This is a genomic window from Calothrix sp. NIES-2100, from assembly GCF_963875285.1.
In the GTDB taxonomy this organism is placed as follows: domain Bacteria; phylum Cyanobacteriota; class Cyanobacteriia; order Cyanobacteriales; family Nostocaceae; genus Aulosira.
In genome coordinates this window covers 5514813-5540680 of sequence record NZ_CAWNLA010000001.1, presented here as the reverse complement: position 1 = coordinate 5540680, position 25868 = coordinate 5514813, and the positions used below count along the sequence as shown (strand labels likewise).

The following is a 25868-nucleotide window of genomic DNA, read 5'->3' as shown; positions in this document are numbered from 1 at the left end:
TGTATTTGAGTGTTAACTAAAACCCCTGAACAATTGGCAGCCTAGTTAAATTTTGCAACAACTCACCAACTAAATTCAGCGCTAAGAAAGCGAGGATAGGGGAAAAATCTATACCGCCCAGTGGAGGAATAATTGAGCGGAAAAGATTCAGATAAGGGTCGGTGATTTGAGCTAAAGCCGCAAATGGTTGACTATAAAAGTCAATATTGGGGAACCAGGTCAAAAGAACCCGAATAATCAGCAACACAGTATAAATCTGGATGAAAGTAGCCAGTGTAGTAATCAGTAGATTCATGGATAGTTCGGTTTTCTGCTAATTTGACAAACAAGGTCTTATCATAGATTTTAATTTAGTCTAGGTCATGGTGTCTGCGGTTTGTGTTGGCATATAGCATCACAATTGGGCGCTTTCACCACGTCGTTAGTCTTTAAGAATCTTTCGTGTAAGAACGCTCATTTATGGCTTGCGGTGAAGTGCCATTGACATTGCCGAGTTGCTTGCGTACCTCATCTATTGTGGCATTTAGCTGGGCAATTTTGTCTTCTAGCGATCGCCTTGCTGTTTCCATTTCTAGCCCTTCTGTTGAGGAAGGTTGCATCTGACGCCGTTTTCCAGCTATTTTCCTCGCTTCTTCTTGGTTATTAGTCAGTTCTGCTTCTTCATCTGCTGCTAATTCCTGATCTTGACGAGTAGCAATCAAGGCTCCTAGAGCGCCACCCACAACACTACCGAAAATTGCGCCGACAAAAAATCCACTGACAAAACCATCACGCTGACTCATATCCTTAACCGCCTTGACGAAACTTTGGGACTTTTCACTAGTTAAAGTTATTTTCCTACCCTAGCTGCATAGTAGCTTAAGTCCCGTAGGTGCGATCGCCTGCATCTCCCAATCCCGGTACAATAAACCCATCGTCGTTGACTTGTTCATCAATCGTCGCTGTGTAAATAATTAAACCAGGATAAGCCGCACTGAGTTTTTGCAAAGCTGGGGGAGCCGCCACTACACAGACAATCCTCGTTAAGGCTGGATCAACACCCCGTTGTGTTAATTCTGCCATTGCTGCCATCATTGAACCTCCCGTAGCCAACATTGGATCGGTAATTAATACCCGCGTCTGAGGATCAAATTTTTCTGGTAATTTATTTAAATAACACAAAGGTTGTAGTGTTTCTTCATCTCGCACTAAGCCCAGATGATAAATCGAAGCTAAGGGTAATAAAGTTTGTGCCCCTTCTAATAACACTAAACCTGCCCGCAGAATCGGTACTACTGCCACAGGCACTTGTGTATCAATCACAGTTGCTGGCGCAGAATCTAAAGGAGTCTCCACCGTTGTTTCTTGCGTCGGCAACCACTCTCTTGCTGCTTCATAGGTCAACCATCTTCCTAACTCTACCATCGCACTCCGAAATAATACTGAAGGCGTGGCAGCATCACGAGCAACTGTTAACCAGTGCTTAATCAAGGGATGGGGTGGAACATAAACACGCAGTTGTAGCGTCATAGCCAAAAACTCGCGGTCTCTAATTATATAAGAACTGAAGAATAATGATACTCCCTCCTGCCTCTGACTGGCAGCTAAAATCAACAACTGAAAATTTATTGAGAATTCTTTTCATTAACAGTTGACATCTATTCTCAATCAAGGTTATATTAATATCAAGTGTTCTCCTCTCTTTAAGGATCGGCAGACGGGATTAGCCAGCAGCAGCAGGCTTGTCCCTCTTTTTTTGGCAGGTAAATTAACAAATTCAAAATTTAAATCTAAGAATCCGGTTTTTTTGCAAAAATTCACTCTTTAGAGAATATGGAGATGAGGGAGACAAGCAGATGCGGGGACGCAAAGAAATAATCAATGACAACTGACAACTGATAACTGACAACTGACTATTTAATTTTGAATTATTATGACTTCTAGTTCTTTGTTTGATGTAATTGTCATTGGTTCTGGGATTGGTGGGTTAGTGAGTGCAACCCAGTTAGCCGCAAAGGGAGCTAAAGTGCTGGTATTAGAAAGCTATGTGATACCAGGTGGTAGTGCAGGCTATTTTGAACATCAGAGTTATCGCTTTGATGTGGGAGCATCAATGATTTTTGGTATGGGGTCTAAGGGAACTACAAATTTACTCACCCGCGCCCTTGATGCTGTGAATGTCAGCTTAGAAACAATTGCCGATCCCGTACAGATTCACTACCATCTACCCAATGGTTTGAATTTGAAAGTTGACCGGGTTTATGAAAAATTTTTGCAAAATCTTACTGCTTATTTTCCTCATGAAAAAGTAGGGATTCGTCGTTTTTATGACGAATGCTGGCAAGTTTTTAACTGCCTCAACAGCATAGATTTGTTGTCATTAGAAGAACCTCGGTATTTGCTACGAGTATTTTTGCAGCATCCTTTAGCTTGTCTGGGATTAGCTAAATATTTGCCGCAAAATGCGGGAGATGTGGCGCGGCGTTACATCAAAGATCCCCAGTTGTTGCAATTTATAGATATGGAATGCTATTGCTGGTCGGTAGTTCCAGCCAATATGACACCCATGATTAATGCGGGCATGGTATTTTCTGATAGACACTATGGCGGAGTTAATTACCCTAAAGGCGGAGTCGGAAAAATTGCGCAAACATTGGTAGCGGGTTTAGAAAAAGCTGGGGGAACAATTCAATATCAAGCAAGAGTTACACAGATTCTCACTGAACGAGGAAAAGCTGTAGGCGTAAAATTGGCTAATGGTGAAGTCTATCAGGGTAAACGCATAGTATCTAACGCTACACGCTGGGATACTTTTGAAAAATTATTACCTGTAGAGTCAATACCCCATAATGAGAAAAAGTGGCAACAAACTTACCAAAAATCTCCGAGCTTTTTGAGTTTGCACATGGGGGTTGAAAAGTCAGTTCTGCCTCCAGGAACCGAGTGCCATCATATATTGTTAGAAGATTGGCAGGAAATGACTGTCTCCCAAGGCACAATTTTTGTTTCAATTCCCACTTTACTTGACCCAGACTTGGCTCCTAGAGGCTATCACATCATTCATGCTTTTACCCCTGATTGGATAGATAATTGGCAGGGGCTAAGTGAAACTGAGTATGAAGCGCGTAAAGAAGCAGCCGCATGGCGAATGATTGAGCGATTAGAGCAAATCTTCCCTGGTTTAAATGCTGGCTTGGATTATTTGGAAGTAGGGACACCCCGCACCCATCGCCGTTTTTTGGGGCGACAAGATGGGACTTATGGGCCTATCCCCCGGCGCAAGTTGTGGGGGTTATTGGGGATGCGATTTAATCGCACAGCAATTCCGGGATTGTACTGTGTAGGGGATAGTACTTTTCCTGGTCAGGGGTTAAACGCAGTCGCCTTTTCTGGCTTTGCTTGCGCCCATAGAATTGCCGTAGATTTGGGCTTGTAGTTCAAAAAAACATTATCCAGAGGATAAAAAGATTGAGTAAGTTTAGTAGCAGTGCTGCAATAACTTTCCATTGTCTATTGTGACTGATGCGTAGGCGTAGCCCGCCGCAGGCATCGCGCGAGACTAGTAGACGCACCAATAGCCAGAGCGAATATACCTGAAAAGGTAAAAAGATAATAATTATACCAATGACAGCAACTCGAAATGCTCTGTCTGCTGTTTGGTCTGCCCATGAAACTTTGATTATCTCGTCATCTTCTGCTTCATCTTGAACAAACAACTGTTCTTGGGCTGTAGTTTCATCACCCTCAGCAACAGATTGAGCATCCAAGTTGCTTGACCCCAAAATAAACCTAGCTTGTGCTGCTTCTGACTCATGAACTTGTAGTTTAATCCAGCCGACAGCTACAGTTAAATGCCAAGCCAAGTCTACGGTGGACTCGTTGGCTAAAAATGACCTAATACCTTCAGCTTCCAGAAGTTGCTTTGCTAGGTTAGCCTCGATAGAGTTGCTAAAGGTGGCTACTGTGACAAAATTATGAGCCATAAGTTTGAGCTAAGTTTTTCCGGAAATACCAATCATTCACTGTAAAAGGATTGCGGCACTAGATCATTCTGACAAATTGCCAGTATTGTGCTTTAATAGCCAGCAACTTTGTTAATTTTTGCATCCTTTTCTGACGGACAGTTTTAACTAATGCGACTCACACACACACACAATCTTGTTAAAGCAAGCTGGGTATTAGCCAGCTTTTTAAGTACCTTGCTGGTTGGTTCAACGGTGAAAGCGGCGACAATTGCCAATTGGCATTTTGATAGCAACCGCAATCATCTGGACTTTACCACAGATGAAAATGTACAACCGAGAGTGCAACTGCTAGCTAATCCTACCCGTCTAGTAATTGATTTACCAGGAGTTACCCTTGGCTATCCCCAAGTAAGTCAAAGGATAGGGGCGGTAACGCAAAAAATTCAGATTGCACAGTTTGATGCTAATACTACTCGCATACTAATTACTGTAGCGCCCGGTTACACCTTAGATCCAGCCCAAGTTAAGCTGCAACAAGAATCTGCCAATCATTGGTCTGTGCAAGTACCCCAAGCATTAAGATTGGCAGTAACTCCGCCAAATATTCCCCCGGTAGTGACTACAGAACAACCCAGCACACCGCCAATCGTGACTAACAAAAATTTATTTGCGGGTGTTGTCCCTTTGAATTCATCGATGAAGGCTTTAGAACCGCAGATTAAAGCCTTGATGAATCGCTACAGTTTTCTCCAAACAGGGATGTTTTTCCTCGATTTGGATACTGGGAATTATTTGGATATTGGAGGTGATCGCGTTTTCCCCGCAGCTAGTACAATTAAACTGCCGATTCTCATTGCCTTTTTTCAGGATTTAGATGCTGGTAAAGTCAGGCTGGATGAAAAGTTGACGATGCGTGGTGACTTGGTAACCAACGGTTCTGGAGAAATGCAGTATGAGCGAGTGGGCAAGAAATACACAGCTTTAGAAACTATCACCAAGATGGTGACTATTAGTGATAATACCGCCACCAACATGATTATCGATCGCTTGGGTGGGGCGGCGAAACTCAATCAGCGTTTCCGCAGTTGGGGATTGAAAGACACCGTAATTAGGCGATTATTGGCTGACTTGAGAGGAACTAATACCACCAGTTCTCAAGATATGGCGCGAGTATTGGCTTTGTTAGTTAATAACAAGCTGGTTTCTCTTTCAAGCAAAGAACAAGCTTTAGATATTTTGCGTCACACTAGTATTCACACTCTGCTTCCTGCTGGTTTAGGAAAAGGCGCTGTTATCGCCAATAAAACCGGAGATATCGGTTTTCTCATTGGCGATGCGGGATTTGTCACTATGCCCAATGGTAAGCGTTACTTAGCAGCTATTTTTGTCAAACGTCCTTACAAAGATTCGCGCGGTAGAGACTTTATTCGCCAGGTTTCCCAGCTTGTTTACAATTACCTCAATCAGCCCAATCCTGTGGCTGGGGTTAGTTCTCGTGACAACGGGAATTTCTAGAACATTGAAATACTAGTTGTTAAGACTACCCCTTTCAAGGTGGTTAAAAATGTTGGTAAAAAAATGCCTTTTTAATCTCTTATCTGTGTGTTCTCTGTGACTCTGTGGTTAAATAAAATATTTTTGCACCGCCTTCGCGCAGCGTCTCGCAGAGAAGACGCAAAGGACGCAGAGAAGAAAGCAAAGATTTTTCGAGTCACCTTGAAAGGGCTACTTGTTAGGACTTACGGATTGATAAAAAATACCAAATATGTATAGTCGGAAAAACACATTTGTCTCTGGGGTTTAGCACTGTTAAACCCTGCATAGCGCGGATCTATCCTCAAACTAAAATTGCTGCTAACAAAAATAGGCTGTCTACCAAAATGGTGCTTAAAACGGCACCGCTAAAGGCATACCAGTGTCGTTGCTTTTTAAATAAGGGTACAATCCCAAAAGTTAACAGTACCAAAGCGAGAGTTACTGCCCAACCTTCCCCCCAAGGTGTTTGTACTTGCAGGACGGCAGTTTGTAAAATTGGTGAGACGCGATCGGGTTCTACTTGCATGATTTGCCGCCAATAGGGCATTAAATCTACTACATAAAAATACACATCCGTTAAGACTGTACCGAATAAAGAACCTAAATAAAACCAGTTACCAACTTTGCCCCAATTCCGCGCCAGACACCAACAGGCGAAGGGTAACCCTATAGACTCTACTGGTAAATGCCATAGAGGTTCCCAACGTAACCATCCCCAGTAAATTGCGCCTGCTAGCCAACTCCAGCTAAAACCCAGCAGTAAATCACCCCAAAGATAAGTTGCAGGACGTGACATTAAGGTAAAACTTAGCCATACCCACAATCCTGTCATCGCCAAACTTAAACTTGGTAGCGATCGCACTAGTGGTGCTTCAATAAACACTGGTACAGATACCAAAAACACCGCCGCCGCCAGCACTAGCCAAACTTTTGTGGAAGCTGGAGCAATTGGCAGATTGGGAGATTGCGAGAGTGTCGTCTCTAATTCACCGATGCCTTTGCGCCCCTGATTAATGCTGAGACCTTCTGTATCAATAGAGGCAGTAGAAGTACTGTATGAGGTCAATGTATTATTAATCAACGTTTTTAATAATTGTTACTAAACTTTATCTTACTTAAGATATCACACCGCAGAATCCCCCCCAGGGGCATATTTATTTTACCTGATTTTTCGAGAAATGGAGGGGGGCAGAGGGGGATGAGGGGGGTGTGGGGAGATGATGAAGACAAATGTCCAATGACAAATGACAAATGACAAATGACAAATGACTAATTAGCGATCGCACAAACTTTAAAAGATTGTCGTCAAGGCTTAATCTATTTCAGAGAAACTCTAGCTATTAACCGCTACTCTCAAAATTGGAGAGTGCTAAATTAATGGCGCGTCTTTGTGGGGATAAATGACAACCCGCAGTTTTGTTTTATGTTTATCCTGGCAAGTTACCCAGGTAGTTGTTTGTTTAATTGGTTGTAGTGTCAGCGATCGCAGGTAAACTGATGGCTTTATTCAAACGTCAATGGTTCGTAATGTTAAGTGCGGTATCTGCTACTGTCTCAGTAGCCGCATTTCCGCTGCAAGTTCTCAGCGCCGAGCCTAACGGGGCGGCTGATGGGGTGCAGCAAATGAATATTTTGCAAGCGATTATTTTAGGTTTCGTCCAAGGAATGACGGAATTCTTACCAATTAGTAGCACAGCCCATTTAAAAGTTGTACCTGTGGTGCTGGGTTGGGGTGATCCGGGGGTCGCTTTTACAGCAATTATTCAATTGGGTAGTATTGCTGCTGTGCTGTGGTACTTCTGGCCAGACTTGGCACGAATTGTTAAAGGATCGGTAAGAGCGATCGCCCTTAAAGATTATCATGACTATGACTTGCGGCTGGCTTTGGGGATAATGTTGGGGACTTTGCCAATTATTTTCTTTGGACTGTTAATCAAAAAATTAATTCCTGATTATGATAATTCTCCGATCAGAAGCTTAAGTGCGATCGCCATTGCTTCTATAGTTATGTCGCTGTTGCTGGGATTGGCGGAACAACTAGGTAAACGTGAACGCAACTTTGAAAAGCTGACAATGAATGATGGGCTATTAATGGGTTTGGCGCAATGTTTAGCATTAATCCCTGGTGTATCGCGTTCTGGTTCTACCCTGACAGGGGGGTTATTTATGGGATTAGAACGGGAAACAGCCGCGAGGTTTTCGTTTTTGCTAGGGATTCCCGCCATTACTCTCGCCGGGTTAGTTGAGTTAAAAGATGTTTTAGGCGCAGGATTAAGTAGTGCAGCCATGATTCCCTTAGTTGCAGGCGTGATTTCGGCTACCATTTTCTCCTATATTGCGATCGCCGGATTACTAAGCTTCCTCAAAACCCGCAGCACCTGGGTGTTTATTTGGTATCGATTGGCATTTGGTGTCGCCATACTAGGGGCAATTAGTGCCGGTTTGTTGAAGAATATTTAATAAAAAACAGTGGTCAGATGCACTGACCACTGTAGCAGCAAAAAATATTGACACAATTGCACAAAAATGCAATTTTAAAATCTGTGCTTAAGAGGTTGTTTGAAAAGTTTTTGAGGGCTAAAAATTATGCCAATCGCCTCACCATAATACGTATCATTGCAAGATAAATAAAAGTCTCGGATGTTTCGGGCAATAACTCATAATCGCGAACTAATCGGCGACATCCCATGAGCCAACCAAAAGTTCGCTCTACAACCCAACGTTTTTTGAGCAACACAAAACCCTTAGCCTCTTGCGATCGCAAAACTACCTGCACAATCCAACGGCAAACATTCATCACCCACTGCATAAAAGGTTCTCCATCAAAACCACCATCTACCCAGATGGTTGTCAAACGAGATATCTTTTGATGAGACTGTTTGACCCGTTTGAGAACTTGTTTTCCTCCTTCTCGTTCAGCTACATTGGCTGCGGTGACTAAAACCCTCAACACTAATCCCAAGGTATCGACGGTCATAAATCGCTTACGTCCTTTGGTCTTTTTACCTGCATCAAAACCAACTAACTTGCTGACCATTGCGGCGCTTTTCACGCTTTGACTGTGAATTATTGCCTCGGATGGGCGCTTGTTGGCGTTGATTTTCTATCCGAACCCATTGTCTCAGGCTGTCATGAATTTTTAGCCAAGTTCCATCTTTACGCCAGTTCCCAATTGTGTGTAGACCGTCTGCCAAGCTGGAAAGTCTCCAGGCAGCGGTAAGCGAAGCTATGCCGAAGGCTTATCGCCATCTAACTCCTTCTACCAAAATGTAGAAAATCGCGTTAATCACCTCCCACATATTGACTTCACGTTTTCGACCACCTGGTTTCGCTTCCGGAATTAGGTCACTAATCAATTTATATTGCTCTAAACTCAGGTTGCTCTTGTATGCTTTACTCATACCACTCTCTCGGTGCTGTTTGTTATCTATTCACAGCGTATACTGAGAGAGCTTTTTTACAACATTCCCGACTTTTCAAACAACCTCTAAGCAATGACAACAATGTCACTATAAGTCAAAGAAGGCTTGGAACTTAGTACAGCAATTTGCGTAGCTGCAAGAGCGCCTGTACCATCAATGTCAAACAATAAATCTCCAGTAGTCGAGTTATAGATAAAGCGATCGGAAGCATCACCCGCAGCTGTGCCTAAGACAAATTGCTCAGATGTAATTGTTGCACCTGCTACTAAACCACCACCAAAACCAGAGGCAGAAACATACATTTTGTCGCCTTGACTACTCAAGAAATCAGTAATAACATCAATCCCTTGATTAGCAGCATTCACAGTAAATTTGTCTGCTCCAGTGCTACCTGTTAGCGTATCATTGCCTAAACCTCCAGTTAGAATATCATCACCAGCCCCACCATTAATGCTGTCATTGCCTGCACCACCGAGTATGGTATCGTTACCGGAACCTGTAGTAATGGTGTCGTTTTTACTCGTGCCTGTGACTTGGAAACGATTGATGTTGTTGAAGTAGATGTAATCGAGATAGCTGCTGCTGGCTGCTTGATAACGGTAGGCACTGCCATAGGACTCGCCGCTACTATAGCTGTAAGCACTGAAATACATCTGTTGACCGACATCATCTACAGAGTAGTCCACAATCAGCAGGTCATCACCTGTACCGCCATCAGCGCGGTCGTCTGTGCCTAACCCCAGGTTGATGGTGTCGTTGCCGGAACCTGTGTTGATGGTGTCGTTGCGACGGTAGATAGCAGCGTTGACTGTGGTGGGTTGGTTAATGCTGTCGTTACCCGAACCTGTGGTGATGCTGAATTCTTCAAAGTTTGTCGCGGTGACTCCACCCAAGGTGAAGTTACTGCCCAGTAAGCCCAAGGTCTGGTTACCGCTTATGCTGGATAGGTCGAGGATTAATCGGTCACTGCCTGCACCGCCATCGACGATATCTGTTCCGCCACCACCGTTGATAGTGTCGTTGCCGTCGCCACCATTAATGCTGTCATTACCTAAACCACCATTAATGCTGTCATTGCCTGCACCACCGTTAACGGTATCGTTACCGGAACCTGTAGTAATGCTGTCGTTTTTACTCGTGCCTGTGACTTGGAAACGGTTGATGTTGTTGAAGTAGATGTAGTCCAGATAGCTGCTAGTAGCTGCTTGATAACGGTAGGCACTACCATAAGACTCGCCAGTACTGTAGCTGTTGGCAGAAAAGTACATCTGTCTACCCACATCATCTACAGAGTAGTCCACAATCAGCAGGTCATCGCCTGTACCGCCATCAGCACGGTCGTCTGTGCCTAACCCCAGGTTGATGGTGTCGTTGCCGGAACCTGTGTTGAAGGTGTCGTTGCGCCGATAGATAGCTGAGTTGACTGTGGTCGGTTGGTTGATGCTGTCGTTACCCGAACCTGTGGTGATGGTGTATTCTTCAAAGTTTGTGGCACTGACTCCGCCCAAAGTTAAGCTACTGCCCAGTAAGCCCAAGGTCTGGTTACCGCTTATGCTGGATAGGTCGAGGATTAATCGGTCACTGCCTGCACCGCCATCGACGATATCTGTTCCGCCACCACCGTTGATAGTGTCGTTGCCGTCGCCACCATTAATGCTGTCATTACCTAAACCACCATTAATGCTGTCATTGCCTGCACCACCGTTCACGGTATCGTTACCGGAACCTGTAGTAATGCTGTCGTTTTTACTCGTGCCTGTGACTTGGAAACGGTTGATGTTGTTGAAGTAGATGTAGTCCAGATAGCTGCTAGTAGCTGCTTGATAACGGTAGGCACTACCATAAGACTCGCCAGTACTGTAGCTGTTGGCAGAAAAGTACATCTGTCTACCCACATCATCTACAGAGTAGTCCACAATCAGCAGGTCATCGCCTGTACCGCCATCAGCACGGTCGTCTGTGCCTAACCCCAGGTTGATGGTGTCGTTGCCGGAACCTGTGTTGAAGGTGTCGTTGCGCCGATAGATAGCTGAGTTGACTGTGGTCGGTTGGTTGATGCTGTCGTTACCCGCACCTGTGGTGATGGTGTATTCTTCAAAGTTTGTGGCACTGACTCCGCCCAAAGTCAAGCTACTGCCCAGTAAGCCCAAGGTCTGGTTACCGCTTATGCTGGATAGGTCGAGGATTAATCGGTCACTGCCTGCACCGCCATCGACGATATCTGTTCCGCCACCACCGTTGATAGTGTCGTTGCCGTCGCCACCATTAATGCTGTCATTACCTAAACCACCATTAATGCTGTCATTGCCTGCACCACCGTTCACGGTATCGTTACCGGAACCTGTAGTAATGCTGTCGTTTTTACTCGTGCCTGTGACTTGGAAACGGTTGATGTTGTTGAAGTAGATGTAATCGAGATAGCTGCTGCTGGCTGCTTGATAACGGTAGGCACTGCCATAGGACTCGCCGCTACTATAGCTGTAAGCACTGAAATACATCTGTCTACCCACATCATCTACAGAGTAGTCCACAATCAGCAGGTCATCACCTGTACCGCCATCAGCACGGTCGTCTGTGCCTAACCCCAGGTTGATGGTGTCGTTGCCGGAACCTGTGTTGAAGGTGTCGTTGCGACGGTAGATAGCAGCGTTGACTGTGGTGGGTTGGTTAATGCTGTCGTTGCCGGAACCTGTGATGATGCTGAATTCTTCAAAGTTTGTGGCACTGACAACACCGGGAATAGTTATATCCCCACTTATAACACCGAAGGTGCGCCCAGTCGTTTCAGTAGACAAATCCAAAACTAGACGATCGCTACCTACTCCTCCATCTACTGTATCGTTGCCAGCACCAACTGTAATAGTGTCGTTGCCATCACCGCCATTAATGCTGTCGTTACCTGTACCACCATTGATGGTATCGTTACCTGCACCACCGTTAATGGTATCGTTGCCTGCACCTGTGGTAATAGTGTCGTTTTTGCTTGTACCTGTAATTTGGAAGCGGTTGATGCCATTGAAGGAGATTGAATCAATCCAAGTTCCTGTTGTCGATGTACGTCCGGCACTTCCTGAAGTGCCTTCAGTTCCTGTATAGCTGTTGAAGGTCATCCCATTCCCGACATCATCAATCGAGTAGTCGAGGATAAGCAGGTCGTCTCCTGCACCACCATCGGCGCGATCGTTCAAGCCTAAACCTGGATTAATAGTGTCATTACCTGCACCGCCATTGAATGTATCATTGCTGCGGTAAACTACTCCCCCAATTAAAGCTGCTTGCAAAACTTGGTCATTACCGCTACCTGTAGTAATGGTGAAATTCTCAAAATTAGTGGCTGTAACAATTCCAGGCAAATTAATTCCACCACTGGGGTTGGTAATTGTCAGATTAATTGTTTGACCTGATAAATCCAGATTGACAGTATCATTACCACTGCCACCATCCAGGGTATCAATTCCCAATCCACCCCTGATGATGTCATTACCATCATTACCACTAACCTTGTCATTACCAAATCCACCATCTAAATCATCATCACCACTACCACCACTAATTACATCATCACCGTTACCACCGTTAATTCGGTCATTGCCTAAGCCACCATTGATAATGTCATTACCGGATGTTCCACCAATTACGTCATCTGCAATGCCTAAAAAGTTTGGTTGACGTAAAGCATTGAGATAACCTGAAAGTTGACTAGAAGCTAAAGCTTGGTTGATGCGTTGATCATAGTCAGTTTGTGATAGTCCAAATCGGTTTTCATAAGCATCCAAACCAGCAATCACCAAACTCCAGTAAATAATTGCTTGATCCCCATTAGTAGGTGCATTGGCAGCTAAAAGGTTCAGAACTGTGCTTAAATCTGTGCTGCTTTCTAAGCTGTCATTGGCAAGGTTATAAGTCGTCTCAGGAAATAAATTGCGCAATGATCCTTGAACCAGTAATCGCCCACTGAACTCGCGGAATAAATTATTCCAAATACCCAGCAAAATGCTAGATGCTTGAGGGCCTGGGTTAGCTCCCCAGCCACTTTGACTGAAACCTTCACCAAAGAAAGTTTCTAAAAATGCTAACTTGCGACCATCAATATATGCACCCCGACTATTAGCAGCGACATTCTGCACGCCAGCCCAGCGATATAAGAAGGCTTCAACTTGAGTTAGAAACTGGCTATAAAACTGTTCGTAATTGCTAGTGTCTAGTAATACCAAATCTCGCATCATGCCGAGCAGGGTTGAGTCTTTGCTCATAGCGATGTAGAGGTCTGGTAAGTTTCCGTAGCCTTTGAGGGTTGGCAAAAACAGAGTTTCAGCTTTGAGTTGATAGTCTTTGCTGTAGTAACTTGTTAGTTGATCTAGAGTGAACCAGACATCAACAATCTGTCTTGTTGTTCCATTGGCAAGGGTATAAGTACTGGTGCTACTGATGCGGTTGCCTTCATTAGTGAGATTGACAGCTTGATAGTTGAGGTTAATGCTCTTAATACCCAAATCTGTCAAGCTTCTAAGTTCACCGATATCTGAATCACCATCTTGATCTTTATCTCGCCAGATTCTTAAGTCGGCAAACTGGGCATCACTTGCATTAATAATGTTGTCATTATTACTATCTAATTGTTTCAGGATGATGAAACCATCAGTAGTAGCATTACCGAAGACTTCGGTAATGTCATCAATCTGATAATTATTGTTTTTATCTAAAGCCAAAATACCATCATCAGCTTTTACCCAACCTGTTCTTTCTGCAAAACCATCTGCATCAAGGTCGAAGAAAGCTGTAGAGTTTTGTAGGGAAATTAATTCAATACCATCATTGTCAAGATCAAGGACAAGGGGAGAAATAGCATTCTTAGCCCCCCCCCAAGAACCGCTACTACCAGGATCGCCAGGACCACCAGGCCACGGCAGACCAGTCGAGGGATCGCCTTCAGCACCACCAGGGATATCCTTTCCCATCGAGTCTTCTAAGAAATCTCCAAATTTACTTCCAAAGTATCTTCCAACAGCAGCTCCAAGAAATTGGCCAGCTAGCCCTCCATAGTATGTCCCTGCAAAATATCCATAAAATCCACCTGCTGGTCCTCCAAATGCTAGTCCAACAGCGCCTCCAACAGCACCTCCAACGGCTCTTCCAACGGCTCTTCCAGCAGCACCTCCAACAGCGCCTCCAACAGTACCTCCAACAGTACCTCCAACAGTTGCTGTTGTTCCAAATGGATCTATAAAAATTACGGGATTATTGAAAACATAGCGATATAAGTTAGTATCACCACCATTCAACCCAATCGGATCGCTGGTAGTGAACTTTCCTGTATAGCTGTCGTAATATCTCGCCCGCATGAAATCAAGGCCGTTGCCTTCATCCATTACCCCCCATTGCCCTATATACCTAAAGGAGTTAGAAACTGTCTCAACTTTGGTTAAAGTTTCACCAAAGGGACGATAACTGTAGCTGTTAACATAAGTTCCTGATGCACCTGTTAACCCAACTGTTGAGCCAACAGCATCAAAATCATAATAATTAGCCACACCACCACTGCCAAAACGCCCGACTAACCCTATCCCGTGCGCGTAATTGGCAATTAGTCCACCAGTGCCGTTATACTCACCAGTAACATTTCCCCATCCAAAGGGATCAACTAAATACTCCGTGCGTTGTCCGTTATACACAACAGCAGTGCGATCGCCCAACGCATTATACTCATAAGCAAAAGTCCCTTGGGGTGTTGTACCACTAATTAAACGGTTCTCATCGTTGTAAACATAAGTCCAAGTCTGAGTACCATCAACAACCTTGATTAAATTCCCATCTGAATCATAGGTATAAATTCCACTACCAACCTGAGTATATTGATTCAGATTATTAGCGGTATAGTTCGTTGTTACTCCATTGACAGTGCTACTAATGCGATTCCCCGCCGCATCATAGGTGTAGCGCAAATCTTGATCTGTCAAACTCGCATTGGTGTAATCCAAAAAAGCACGGGTTAACTGTTCCGTAGCATCATACTCATACGTCCATTTTCCTTCTGTTGTGGTAACGCTAGTTTGACGACCTAAATTATCGTATGTGTAACGAAAAAAGGAATTTACAGTGCCATTAGCAGCATAATTTGAGATTTCTGTAAGCTGGCTGGCGGCATCATATTTATAAATAGTGTAAGTCCCGTTACCGTTGGTTTCCTTGCTTAAACGCCCGATCGCATCATAAGTATAAGTAATTAAGCTCCCACCAGTGGCATTAGTTAACCCAACTAATCGATCATCTGCATCGTAGCTGTAGTTAACGGTGAATCCACTCTCATCCACCATCTTTGTCCGTTTTCCGTCACTGTCGTAGGTATATTGCAGCCAGCGTCCATTAGGATAAGTAATTTTAGTGAGGCGGTTATTGGTGTCATACTCTAAGCTAATTGTGCCACTCCCCTTGGTAATAGCAGTGAGATTCCCGTTTGTGTTGTAGGTGTAACTTTCAAAAGTGCCATCATCGAATGTCTTGCGCGTCACTTTCCCCGTACTATCGTAGGTATATTGGAAAGTATCGCCGCTACGTTCTTTGACTTGAGCTAAATTCCCCGATAAATCGTAACTAAAAGTTTCCGAAGTCCCATTGGCGTAAGTAATTCCACTTAACTCACCATAGGTGTTATAGCTATATTGAGTGACTTGTCCCTTCTGATCCTTTACTGTAGTTGGCGAATCTAAATTCCCTGTATAGGTAAAACTCACCGTTTGATTCAAGGGGTCAGTCTGACTCAGTAATCGCCCTTGGACATCATAGCTAAATTTGGAAATAGTATTTCCTGGTGCCGTGATTTGACTAAGATAGTCATTGGCATCGTAAGTAAATTGAGTTGAGCGATTGAGTGGATCTTGAATAGTTTGAATCTGACCTGTGCTGGTGAAGCGAATTAGAGTCGTCGAACCAGTCGCATCTATGATGTTAATAACACCAGGGGAAACGTAGCTATAAGTAACTGGACGAGTGCTGGTACTCATACGTGATTTATCGGAGAACTTTATCTGAAATTCCAGAATTTTGGAATTATTTCCTAGATTACACTGAGACAAATATCCTTTATTCGGGGAAATTTTCAGTTTTTTCATGAGGCGATAACAGATGATGAAATACCGAGGTTTTTAAGCGATCGCGCACTAAAAAAGGCAATGATAAAATATTTCTAAAAATGGTAAATTCATATCACATATGGAATCGATTAAATTGAAGAAGCTGTAAAAGTAGTTAAAGTATTGATGAAGATTCAATTGATTACTATTATTATCTGGCTCATCATTCTCGGAACTTTTTTCCCAGTGAGCAAACTAGTAATCATAAGTGAGAAATAACAAACGATCGCGGATTAATTTTATGAGTGCGTTTACAATTCGTCCCGCCCGAATTAGCAAAGTATTACCAGATTCCATCGCCGCTGAAATTGGCTTTGAAGCAGGAGATGCGATCGTTGCAATTAACGGTACACCTCCCCGCGATTTGATTGATTACCAATATTTATGTGCTGATGAGGTTCTCGAACTAGAAGTTTTAGATGCTGCTGGTAAAACTCATCACCTAGAAATTGAAAAAGACTACGATGAAGATTTAGGGCTAGAATTTGAATCGGCTCTATTTGATGCTTTAATTCAGTGTAATAACCACTGCCCATTTTGCTTTATCGATCAACAACCACCCGGTAAGCGTTCTAGTCTGTATTTTAAAGATGACGATTACCGCTTAAGCTTTTTATATGGCTCCTATTTAACTCTGACTAATTTACCAGAAAGAGAATGGCAGCGGATTGAACAAATGCGTCTGTCTCCTTTGTATGTTTCTGTCCATGCTACAGAACCGGAAGTGAGAACTAGATTGCTGAAAAATCCCCGCGCGGGACAAATTTTGTCACAACTTCAGTGGTTCCAAGCAAGACGGCTACAAATTCATGCCCAAGTTGTTGTTTGTCCGGGTATAAATGATGGTATTCATTTGGAACAAACACTCAAAGATTTAGCGTCATTTTATACTGACGAATTGCCAACAGTCGCATCAGTGGCTGTAGTACCAGTGGGGTTAACGCGGTTTCGTCCCCAAGAAGACGAACTGATCCCAGTAACGCCAGAAAAAGCTCAAGAAGTGATTTCCCAAGTGCGATCGCTTTCCCACGTTTTTCGGCAAAAGTTCGGTTCCAGCGTTGTTTGGTTAGCCGATGAGTGGTTTTTAATTGCTGGTACAGAATTACCTAGTGAAGAAGAATATGAAGAATATCCCCAAATTGATAATGGTGTAGGTTCGATTCGGTTGTTTCTCAAGCAATTCGCCCAAAAAGCAAAATCACTACCAGCTAAAATTTCTCCCAATAAAAAATTAACTTGGGTAGTTGGTAATGCAGTAGAGAAAGCATTTCAACCTATTCTCCAACAGTTGAATGCTGTTGCGGGTTTGCAGGTAAATATGCGGGCTTTATCTAGCGATTACTGGGGACAGAAGATTAGTGTTACAGGCTTATTAACAGGGCACGATTTACTTTTAAACTTAGAAGGGCAAGATTTAGGTGATGGAATTTTGCTGCCAAATGTCATGCTTAAACATGGTGAATTGTTATTTTTAGATGATATGAGTATTGAAGAAGTCGCTAGCAAACTGGGAACAAAAATCTTCCCAGTAGCAGGAATTGAAGAATTAATCAATACCTGTATTGATTAAGTGTGAAGTGATACCAATCAACGTTTAGATATGTAATGAAGATTTTTGTGGGTTTGGGGTTTCTCCAAGCTTTCAGGGGCGTAATTCCGGGTGAGGTAAATTACTTGATGAATAGTATAATTTCACACTTTGCATTTCAGACTTCAGAGTTTAGATAATTAATTGAGTGAGGAGAGAGGAGTGAAGAATCAGGAAAATCGCATTACGAGAATACAGTTAAAAATTAAACAAGCCGGATTCTTCATTTTTAATTTGCAATTTTTACTATTAAATAGTTTGGGGATTCTACCAGCAATAGCGGCAGATGAAGAGCCAGTATTGAGTATAGTTTATAGTCAAGATAATAGTAATCAATGGTCAACAATTACTAATCGCTTGCAAGCAACTGGGGTAAAGTATTGTGTAATTTCCCTAGATGCTGTGAGGAGTCCGGCAGATTGGGGCGATCGCCGGGTATTATTTTTGCCGAATGTGGAGACAATAACGCCAGCCCAAGCGATCGCCTTAGAAGAATGGATGAGTCAAGGCGGACGCTTGATTGCTAGCGGCCCGGTAGGTAGTCTATCAGCGCCTGGGGTAAGACAATTGTTGCGGACGCTGTTAGGGGGTTATTGGGGATTCAGCCTCAGTCAAACACAACAGCTACAACCTGCAAAAACCAAGCTACCAGAGGAATGGCTCAACCAAAACGGGCTATTTGGTAAAGTACATGGTGGTGTAGTGATAGCTGAGAACTTGAGCGCACCAGCTGCTGTTTGGAATGCTCAAGATAATCCCGCCGCCGTAGTGACTACCGACCGTTCTACCTTGTTAGGCTGGCGCTGGGGAGTAGATGCAGTTAGCGCCGCAGACATCGATCAAGCTTGGTTAAAAGCCTCCGTGGAGCGGTATCAAAAATTGCCCCCCAGTGCAAGCAGGAAAGTGGAAGGCGGCTCACCAACCTGTTCTACTTCAGTAGAAGTTGCAACCAAGAAACCCACTCCACCACCGACTGTATCGCCAACAGCAGTACAACCGAAAACTCCACAACCTGTAACTGCTACCGCGCCAAATCCACAACCCAAAACTCCCCAACCACCAGCCAAGATCGCCACTGCTCCCCAACCCAGACCCCTGGTAAATATCACACCCCAACGTTCCCGAGAGCCGATTGACGAACTAGAAGAAGCAGTGCGTTTGGATGTAGTACCCAACTCCAATGCACCGATTAATAGTGACGAAGCGATCGCCCTCCAGCAAGAGTTAGAAAATCTCATCGGTAGAGTGCAAAGTGCCAAACTCGCCGCCGCTGTGTCCGCCACTGGTGAGGTCGAAAACACAGCAAGTAATACCCAAGGACTAAAGTTAGATAGTGCCAGTTTCATCGCCAGTCGATCTGATGTACCAATTTCCGACAACGAGCAAGCGATCGCCCAAGCTAGGGAAATAGCCAAAAACATACCCCAGTTAATCGCTCAAAAAAACTATGCTCTAGCTCGTCAGCAGTGGCTGAGGGCGAAAACGATGTTATGGAAACAGTTTCCCCTCGATCGCCGATTGGCTCAACCAGAAATCCGCTCAGTGTGGTTAGATCGGGGGACAATTGTCCGTGCAGGTAGCGAACAGGGACTCGCCCAAGTTTTTGACCGACTGGCACAAGCAGGCATTAACACTGTATTTTTTGAAACCGTCAACGCTAGTTATACCATCTATCCAAGCCAAGTAGCACCTCAGCAAAACCCCTTAATTCGCGGCTGGGACCCCTTAGAGTCAGCAGTCAAATTAGCTCACGCCAGGGGTATGGAATTACACGCTTGGGTTTGGGTGTTTGCCGCTGGTAATCAACGTCACAATGAAATTCTCAACCAACCATCTAATTATCCAGGGCCAGTACTAGCAGCTCATCCCGATTGGGCAAATTACGATAATCGGGGCAACATGATACCTGCTGGACAAACCAAGCCATTCTTTGATCAAGCTAATCCTCAATTACGGCAGTACTTACTCAAACTCTACGAAGAAATCGTCACTCGCTATCAAGTCGATGGTCTTCAGTTGGACTATATTCGCTATCCCTTCCAAGATCCCGCAGCAGGTAGAGTTTACGGTTATGGTAAAGCAGCCAGAGAGCAGTTCGTCCAACGTACAGGCGTAGATCCGTTGAAAATTTCCCCAAGCGATCGCGATTTGTGGCAAAAATGGACAGCCTTTCGTACCGAACAAGTTAATACTTTTGTCGCCGAAGTTTCCCAGCATTTACGCCAAAAGCGACCAAACTTAATTTTGTCAGTTGCTGTATTTCCCTTACCAGAATTAGAACGCATTCAGAAAATCCAACAGCAGTGGGAAGTTTGGGCTAGACAGGGAGATATAGATTTAATTGTGCCCATGACTTACGCCTTAGATACTCCGCGTTTCCAACGACTAGCACAACCTTGGATTACTTCCACAAAATTAGGAGCAACTTTATTAGTACCAGGAATTCGCCTACTTTCCTTGCCAATAGTCGGCGCATTCGATCAACTGCAATTGGTTAGGGACTTACCAGTCAGCGGTTATGCACTTTTTGCCGTTGAGAACTTGAACAACGAGTTACAACAAGTCTTTAACAATACCCAAGGTAAGGTGCAACCGAGAAATAACGAACCGATTCCGCACCGTCAACCTTTTCAAACTGCTGCTATTCGTTATACTGCCTTACAAAAGGAATGGAAGCTGATTCTGCAAAACGAGCAATTAAATATGCCAGCGGCAACAATTTCTGAGTTTAACAATCAAGCAGAAGTTTTACAAACTGCTTTAAATCAGCTTGCTGCTTCACCTTCTGCCAGTAAGTTTATTGCCGCCAGAGCCTCACTGACTCGTTTCCAGTCTCAATTTAGAATCTGGATGAGGCAAGAAGCTATAGACAATCCCTATCAAGTCAAAGTCTGGGAAAATCGTCTAGCAACTATTGAAAGGTTATTGCGTTACGGCGAACGACAAATGCGATCGCCTTCTTAAATCAAAGGGCATGGGGCATTGGGCATTGGGCATTAGTTATTTCTCCGCGTCCCCGCGTCCCCGCGTCCCCGTGTCTCCTAGTCCCCCTCATCCCTCCTCCTTCCTCTACGTATACGGTAATTAGATAGTTTATTTCTTAGTAGTAGCTTACACTTGTCACACCAGGATTAGGGTGGCTAAACTATAGCAGTAAATTAACTTTACTAATTTTCGCAAAAAAGACCACACATGCATTTGTATAGGATGGGTTTCTCTGCCCATAATCACAATATACGACCCGCAATCATCAGGTTGAATTGCTAATAGTTCAATAAACCGCTGATAACCGCTAATAAATGCCGATATTTATCTATATGCATTTATGTTTAACCGTAGTTCACTAGCAAAAAAATCAACTGATCCCACGCTTTAATGAAGATAGCGCACCTTATACCAGTAAGTTCACCATTCAATAGGATGACTAGATCATCTTTGATATCCAGTCTGGCTAATTAGTTATAATTACCGAATCTATGCAGAAAATGCAAACACCCCTCTGCTCTCGGTCGCCAAGCGCCTGGCTGTGAATCTCGGCTTCGCGGTAGTTGAGCGAAGTCGAAACTACCGCGTAGGCGAAACTACCGCGTAGGCGAAACTACCGCGTAGGCGAAACTCGATTTTGCGCAGTCCTTAGCTTAGCGTCCCCCACTTAAGGGAGCCGAGGCGCTGCTCCCCTGATTCTCTGCTTTAATGATTAATCTTTCACCAGACACGATATAACTTGCCATCTGTAACTAGCCGAGTTCATAAAAATTGACAAATTGTGATTAAAAAAATGCTAAATTCTAAAAATATAAATAATTTTTTCTGCCAATTTTATTGGCTGACCAAATTCACCATATTTGCTAATAGAGGCTGAATATTATTCTCTTGATTGCCTGTAAATATCCCAGACAGGAGATTTAGTTTACTTAAAAATATTCAAAACACACTAACAAGAATCTGCTTGAAATAACATATGCAAGCCGTACCGCAGCTTCTGTGGCTAAAATGCTTAGAGTCAATAATTGATTTTTCGCCTTTGACGGTGGAACCGGAAACATCATTGTTAGATGCGATCGCTCTGATGGCGAAACAAGGTAAAAGCACTTTAGTCGGCTCAGCTGCACAAATATTGGGGTGGTTTACAGAGAAAGATGTCGTCAAGCTAGTAGCTTCAGGAATTGATCTCAAAACCACAAAGATTTCTGAAGTTATGCATCCTTTAATAATCACGGTACAGCAATCTCAACTTAAGGATCAAGCAACAGTTCTTTCCCAATTACGCCAATCACAGTTGGGTTTGCTTTTGGTTGTAGATGAACAAGGTCAACTAATTGGTACAATCACCAAAGAAAGTATTTATCAAGTTTTAGATAGTGATATCAGCCAAAAGCAAGCAGCGCAGCGCGATCGCCAACAGCCTGTAGAAGCACTCAGAAATAGTGAAGAACGTTTCCGCAATTTAGTAGAAGCCAGCAGCGATTTAATTTGGGAAGTAGACCACAACGGGATCTATACCTATCTCAGCCGTAAAGTACGCGATATCTTGGGCTACGAAGTCGAGGAAATGGTAGGAAAAAGCCCCCTGGAGTTTATCCCTTTGGAGAGGCGAGAGTGTATTGCTCGAGAATTTGCCAAAATTTTTATGAAACCCCAACCATTCCAATGTCTGGAGAATATCCAGATGCATCAAAATGGTCATTTAGTTTGCCTGGAAACTAGTGGTGTTCCCGTCTTTGACTCGGAAGGTACATTCCAAGGGTATCGCGGTATGAGTCGCGATATTACCCAGCACCAACAAGCAGAAGCATCATTGCGGAATACTCAACAGCTGCTACAAGCGATTTTAGATAATTCTCCGGCACTAATTTACGTAGTAGATAGTCAAAATAAATATTTACTGATCAATAGGCAGTATGAAGAAATATGTAATATCAAGCAAGAGCAGATATTTGGCAAAAGCGTTTACGAAATTTGGAGTCAGGATATTGCCGATCAGTTTGTAGTTAATAACCAACAGGTAATTACAAATGGTATATCAACAACAACTGAGGAAGTCGTTAACCATGCAGATGGGTTACACACTTATTTGACAATGAGATTTCCTTTAAAAGATGCTCAGGGTGTAGTTTATGCTTTTTGTGGCATATCTACTGATATTACCGAGCGCAAATTAGTTGAAGAATCACTATTACACTTTCGTAAAGCTATTGAAAGCGCCAGTGATGCCATTTGTCTGGGCAACATTTGCGGTGAAGCTATTTATGTCAACCCAGCATTTGTCAAACTGTATGAGTACACCTTAGAGGAACTACAGGCTGCTGGGGGAAAGCATATTATATTCAAATATCCAGCAGAATTTCAACAAATAGCGAATTCTATCCAAAAGGGGCAATCGTGGCGTGGCGAAGTCACTATGCAAGTCCGTAGTGGCGGGCTGGTGCAAGTATACTTATCCATTGATGCCCTGAAAGATGCTACAGGGAAAACAGTGGGAACAGTCTGCATCCATACTGATATTACCCAACGTAAGCTAGCAGAGGAAAGTTTAAGACTACGCGATCGCGCGATCGCTGCCAGTAGCAATGGCATTATTATTGCTGATGCTAGCATCACTAACGGCCCAATTATTTATGTTAATCCTGCTTATGAACACATGACGGGCTACAGTGCAGCCGATGTAATTGGACAAAGCTTTTGTCTGTTCCCAAATGATGAAATTAATCCTCAAGATTTACAAGCACTCAATGCCGCAATGCAAGCAGGTCAAGATTGCACCGTTATTCTCCGCAACTACCGCAGGGATAGGGGAGTTGCTTGGCATGAGTTAAACATTTCTCCAGTTTATGATGTCACCGGCACACTGACCCACTACATCGGCATTCAAACAGATATTACCAAACGCCAGCAAGCAGAAACGGCACTACTTGTCAGCCAACAACGCCTGCAATACTTACTCTTTGCCAACCCGGCTGTGATCTACACTTGCAAGCCATCAGGAGATTTTGGTGCAACTTTTATCAGTGAAAATGTCAAAGCGATGATGGGCTATGAAGCCAGGGATTTTATCGAAGATAGTGGCTTTTGGGCTAGTCATATCCACCCAGATGATGTATCTCAGGTATTTGCTGAACTTTCACAGGCAGTAGAGCAAGGTCAGTACAGCTTGAAATACCGCTTCCTACATCAAGATGGCAAATACCGTTGGATATATGATACAGGTAGATTAGTGCAAGATGAGACTGGTAACTTAGTAGAATTTGTGGGCTACTGTGCAGATATTACAGAACAAAAGCAATTAGAACAAGACCTGATCATCGCCCTAGAAAAAGAAAAAGAACTTAATGAATTGAAATCTCGGTTTATTTCCATGACTTCCCATGAATTTCGCACGCCCTTGAGTACTATTCTTTCGTCCGCAGAATTACTAGAACATTACCGTCATAAATGGAGCGAAGAAAAGCAACTCATTCATTTGCGTCGTATCCAAACTGCTGTCAACCGGATGACGGAAATGTTGCACGATGTTTTGTTTATCGGCAAAGCAGAAGCGGGAATACTAGAGTTTAAACCCACATCCTTCGATTTAGTTCAATACTGCGGTCAATTACTGGAAGAAGTCAAGCTAGATCTCAACAATCAGCGACAAATATCTTTTACCAGCAAACCTGAAGTTGTACTATGTTTGATGGATCAAAAATTGCTAGGACATATTCTCAGGAACTTACTGACAAATGCGCTCAAATATTCCCCATCTGATAGCAATGTTGACTTCAATCTAATTTGCCAGGATGGGCAAGTAATGTTGGAAATTCAAGACCAGGGAATTGGTATTCCTTCAGAAGATTTACCACATCTATTTGAATCATTTCATCGAGCAAGTAATGTAGATAATATCCTTGGTACTGGATTAGGGCTGGCAATTGTCAAAAGGTGTGTAGATATACACGAAGGCAAAATTTTTGTTGTCAGTACATTAGGAGTGGGAACAAAGGTTACAGTCACTCTACCATTAAAAAAACAAATACAACCAGGTGAAAATCATGACGAAAATATTAGTAATTGAAGACGAAGAATTAGTTAGAGAAAATTTGTTAGATTTACTAGAAGCTGAGGATTTTGATACTCTGTCCGCTGCTAATGGCAGAATCGGTTTAAACTTAGCTTTTTCGGAAATTCCTGATTTAATTTTGTGCGATATGATGATGCCCGAAATTGATGGTTATGGCGTGTTAACAACATTACGCCAAGATCCCTTAACGGCAACAATTCCCTTTATCTTTCTCACCGCTAAATCTGCCAAAGCTGACTTTCGTCAAGGTATGGATTTAGGAGCAGATGACTACCTAACCAAGCCATTCACCCGTGCGGAATTATTAAGCGCCATTGTCAACCGCCTAGAAAAACAGGCTGCATTGAAAAAGCACTTCTTATCAACTCAGGCTGCAACTATGGTAAGTTCACCAAAGATGCAGTTATTAGAACTCCATTTACAGCGAGTAATTAAACAAAATAAATTTCAAGAATTTGATTTGTATTATCAACCAATAGTAGATATTGCCTCAGGAAAAATCATCGCGGCTGAAAGTTTATTGCGATGGCAAAGTCCTGAATTAGGTTCGGTTCCGCCATTAGAATTTATGCAATTGGCAGAATCACAAGGTTTAATTTTGTCGATTGAACAGTGGGTATTGACCAGTATCTGTGAACAAATTAAAAAATGGCAGGATAATATTGATCCTTTACCGTTGACTATGAATGTCAATGTTTCCGGAAGCCTATTTTATTCTCCAGGTTTTATCGAAGATATCGCTGCGCTTTTAATCAAGAATAAATTAGCACCAGAACGTGTAGAAATCGAACTCAATGAAAGTATAATTATGCAAAATCTGAATAACGCGATCGCGATTATGCATAAATTACGTTCTCTGGGTGTTAAAATTGCAGTCGATGATTTTGGTATCGGCTATTCTTCTTTAACAAACCTGAAAGAATTACCCATTAATACCTTAAAAATTGGGCGATATTATATTCACAATGTAGATGTAAATTATGAAAAATCGGCACTTACTAAAGCTGTAATCCAAATGGCTCACAATCTTGATTTTCAAGTCATAGCCGAAGGTATAGATACAGAAGCAGAACTTGATTTTTTACGCCAAAATAACTGTGACGCTATGCAAGGATTTCTTTTAAGTCGTCCATTACCAGCAGCAGAGTTGGAAAATTTTTTCTAGATAACACCACTTTATTTAAAATAAAA

At 43.1% G+C, this 25868-nt stretch carries 13 protein-coding genes and 1 pseudogene; 7 read left to right on the top strand and 7 right to left on the bottom strand.

What is annotated here, in order from left to right; all coding sequences use genetic code 11:
- Positions 1-16: 16 nt before the first annotated feature.
- The 3 genes from AACU32_RS22590 to upp all read right to left on the bottom strand — a co-directional run bounded on the left by AACU32_RS22590 (position 17) and on the right by upp (position 1509).
- Positions 17-295, bottom strand: coding sequence for a YggT family protein (locus AACU32_RS22590; RefSeq protein WP_096603401.1), 279 nt, complete (start codon positions 293-295; stop codon positions 17-19).
- Positions 296-428: 133 nt separating this feature from the next.
- Positions 429-782 carry a hypothetical protein gene (locus tag AACU32_RS22585; protein WP_096603399.1) on the bottom strand — a complete coding sequence of 118 codons (354 nt, stop codon included), beginning with the start codon at positions 780-782 and terminating at the stop codon, positions 429-431.
- Between the two features lie 76 nt (positions 783-858).
- Positions 859-1509, bottom strand: a complete 651-nt coding sequence (upp, locus tag AACU32_RS22580) for a uracil phosphoribosyltransferase (protein WP_096603398.1) — start codon at positions 1507-1509, stop codon at positions 859-861.
- 403 nt (positions 1510-1912) lie between these two features.
- On the opposite strand from upp, the gene crtH reads away from it, so the two are divergent.
- Positions 1913-3415, top strand: a complete 1503-nt coding sequence (gene crtH, locus AACU32_RS22575) for a carotenoid isomerase (RefSeq protein ID WP_096603396.1) — start codon at positions 1913-1915, stop codon at positions 3413-3415.
- Position 3416: 1 nt separating this feature from the next.
- Here the strand turns inward: crtH and AACU32_RS22570 are convergent, their stop codons facing one another.
- Positions 3417-3962, bottom strand: a complete 546-nt coding sequence (locus tag AACU32_RS22570) for a putative signal transducing protein (RefSeq protein WP_096603395.1) — start codon at positions 3960-3962, stop codon at positions 3417-3419.
- 150 nt (positions 3963-4112) lie between these two features.
- Between AACU32_RS22570 and AACU32_RS22565 the strand changes: the two genes are divergently transcribed.
- Complete coding sequence (locus AACU32_RS22565; protein ID WP_096603393.1) at positions 4113-5459, top strand: serine hydrolase; 1347 nt, start codon at positions 4113-4115, stop codon at positions 5457-5459.
- A 322-nt stretch (positions 5460-5781) separates the two neighbouring features.
- On the opposite strand, the gene AACU32_RS22560 is transcribed toward AACU32_RS22565, so the two are convergent.
- Positions 5782-6561 (bottom strand): DUF3120 domain-containing protein, encoded by a 780-nt coding sequence (locus AACU32_RS22560; protein WP_339378179.1) that lies wholly within the window; start codon positions 6559-6561, stop codon positions 5782-5784.
- A 416-nt stretch (positions 6562-6977) separates the two neighbouring features.
- Here AACU32_RS22560 and AACU32_RS22555 point away from each other — a divergent pair, with 416 nt between their 5' ends.
- Positions 6978-7940 (top strand): undecaprenyl-diphosphate phosphatase, encoded by a 963-nt coding sequence (locus tag AACU32_RS22555; protein WP_096603391.1) that lies wholly within the window; start codon positions 6978-6980, stop codon positions 7938-7940.
- 124 nt (positions 7941-8064) lie between these two features.
- Here the strand turns inward: AACU32_RS22555 and AACU32_RS22550 are convergent.
- Positions 8065-8881 (bottom strand): annotated as a pseudogene (locus tag AACU32_RS22550) (IS5 family transposase).
- 86 nt (positions 8882-8967) lie between these two features.
- Positions 8968-16011 (bottom strand): RHS repeat-associated core domain-containing protein, encoded by a 7044-nt coding sequence (locus AACU32_RS22545; RefSeq protein ID WP_339378178.1) that lies wholly within the window; start codon positions 16009-16011, stop codon positions 8968-8970.
- 262 nt (positions 16012-16273) lie between these two features.
- Here AACU32_RS22545 and AACU32_RS22540 point away from each other — a divergent pair, with 262 nt between their 5' ends.
- The 4 genes from AACU32_RS22540 to AACU32_RS22525 all read left to right on the top strand — a co-directional run bounded on the left by AACU32_RS22540 (position 16274) and on the right by AACU32_RS22525 (position 25842).
- Complete coding sequence (locus tag AACU32_RS22540; protein ID WP_096603390.1) at positions 16274-17602, top strand: TIGR03279 family radical SAM protein; 1329 nt, start codon at positions 16274-16276, stop codon at positions 17600-17602.
- Positions 17603-17782: 180 nt separating this feature from the next.
- Positions 17783-20584, top strand: coding sequence for a family 10 glycosylhydrolase (locus AACU32_RS22535; protein WP_096603388.1), 2802 nt, complete (start codon positions 17783-17785; stop codon positions 20582-20584).
- Positions 20585-21581: 997 nt separating this feature from the next.
- Positions 21582-24671 carry a PAS domain S-box protein gene (locus AACU32_RS22530; protein ID WP_096603387.1) on the top strand — a complete coding sequence of 1030 codons (3090 nt, stop codon included), beginning with the start codon at positions 21582-21584 and terminating at the stop codon, positions 24669-24671.
- Entirely contained in the window at positions 24649-25842 is a 1194-nt protein-coding gene (locus AACU32_RS22525) for an EAL domain-containing response regulator (protein WP_096603385.1), read from the top strand. The genes AACU32_RS22530 and AACU32_RS22525 overlap by 23 nt, the downstream gene beginning before the upstream one ends.
- Positions 25843-25868: the final 26 nt, after the last annotated feature.

Bases quoted from the DNA above. Each gene is read 5' to 3' on its own strand.
- AACU32_RS22530 (WP_096603387.1), top strand. From the start codon at position 21,582: ATGCAAGCCGTACCGCAGCTTCTGTGGCTAAAATGCTTAGAGTCAATA.
- AACU32_RS22585 (WP_096603399.1), bottom strand. From the start codon at position 782: ATGAGTCAGCGTGATGGTTTTGTCAGTGGATTTTTTGTCGGCGCAATT.
- crtH (WP_096603396.1), top strand. From the start codon at position 1,913: ATGACTTCTAGTTCTTTGTTTGATGTAATTGTCATTGGTTCTGGGATT.
- AACU32_RS22565 (WP_096603393.1), top strand. From the start codon at position 4,113: ATGCGACTCACACACACACACAATCTTGTTAAAGCAAGCTGGGTATTA.
- AACU32_RS22555 (WP_096603391.1), top strand. From the start codon at position 6,978: ATGGCTTTATTCAAACGTCAATGGTTCGTAATGTTAAGTGCGGTATCT.
- upp (WP_096603398.1), bottom strand. From the start codon at position 1,509: ATGACGCTACAACTGCGTGTTTATGTTCCACCCCATCCCTTGATTAAG.
- AACU32_RS22570 (WP_096603395.1), bottom strand. From the start codon at position 3,962: ATGGCTCATAATTTTGTCACAGTAGCCACCTTTAGCAACTCTATCGAG.
- AACU32_RS22540 (WP_096603390.1), top strand. From the start codon at position 16,274: ATGAGTGCGTTTACAATTCGTCCCGCCCGAATTAGCAAAGTATTACCA.
- AACU32_RS22545 (WP_339378178.1), bottom strand. From the start codon at position 16,011: ATGAAAAAACTGAAAATTTCCCCGAATAAAGGATATTTGTCTCAGTGT.
- AACU32_RS22525 (WP_096603385.1), top strand. From the start codon at position 24,649: ATGACGAAAATATTAGTAATTGAAGACGAAGAATTAGTTAGAGAAAAT.
- AACU32_RS22590 (WP_096603401.1), bottom strand. From the start codon at position 295: ATGAATCTACTGATTACTACACTGGCTACTTTCATCCAGATTTATACT.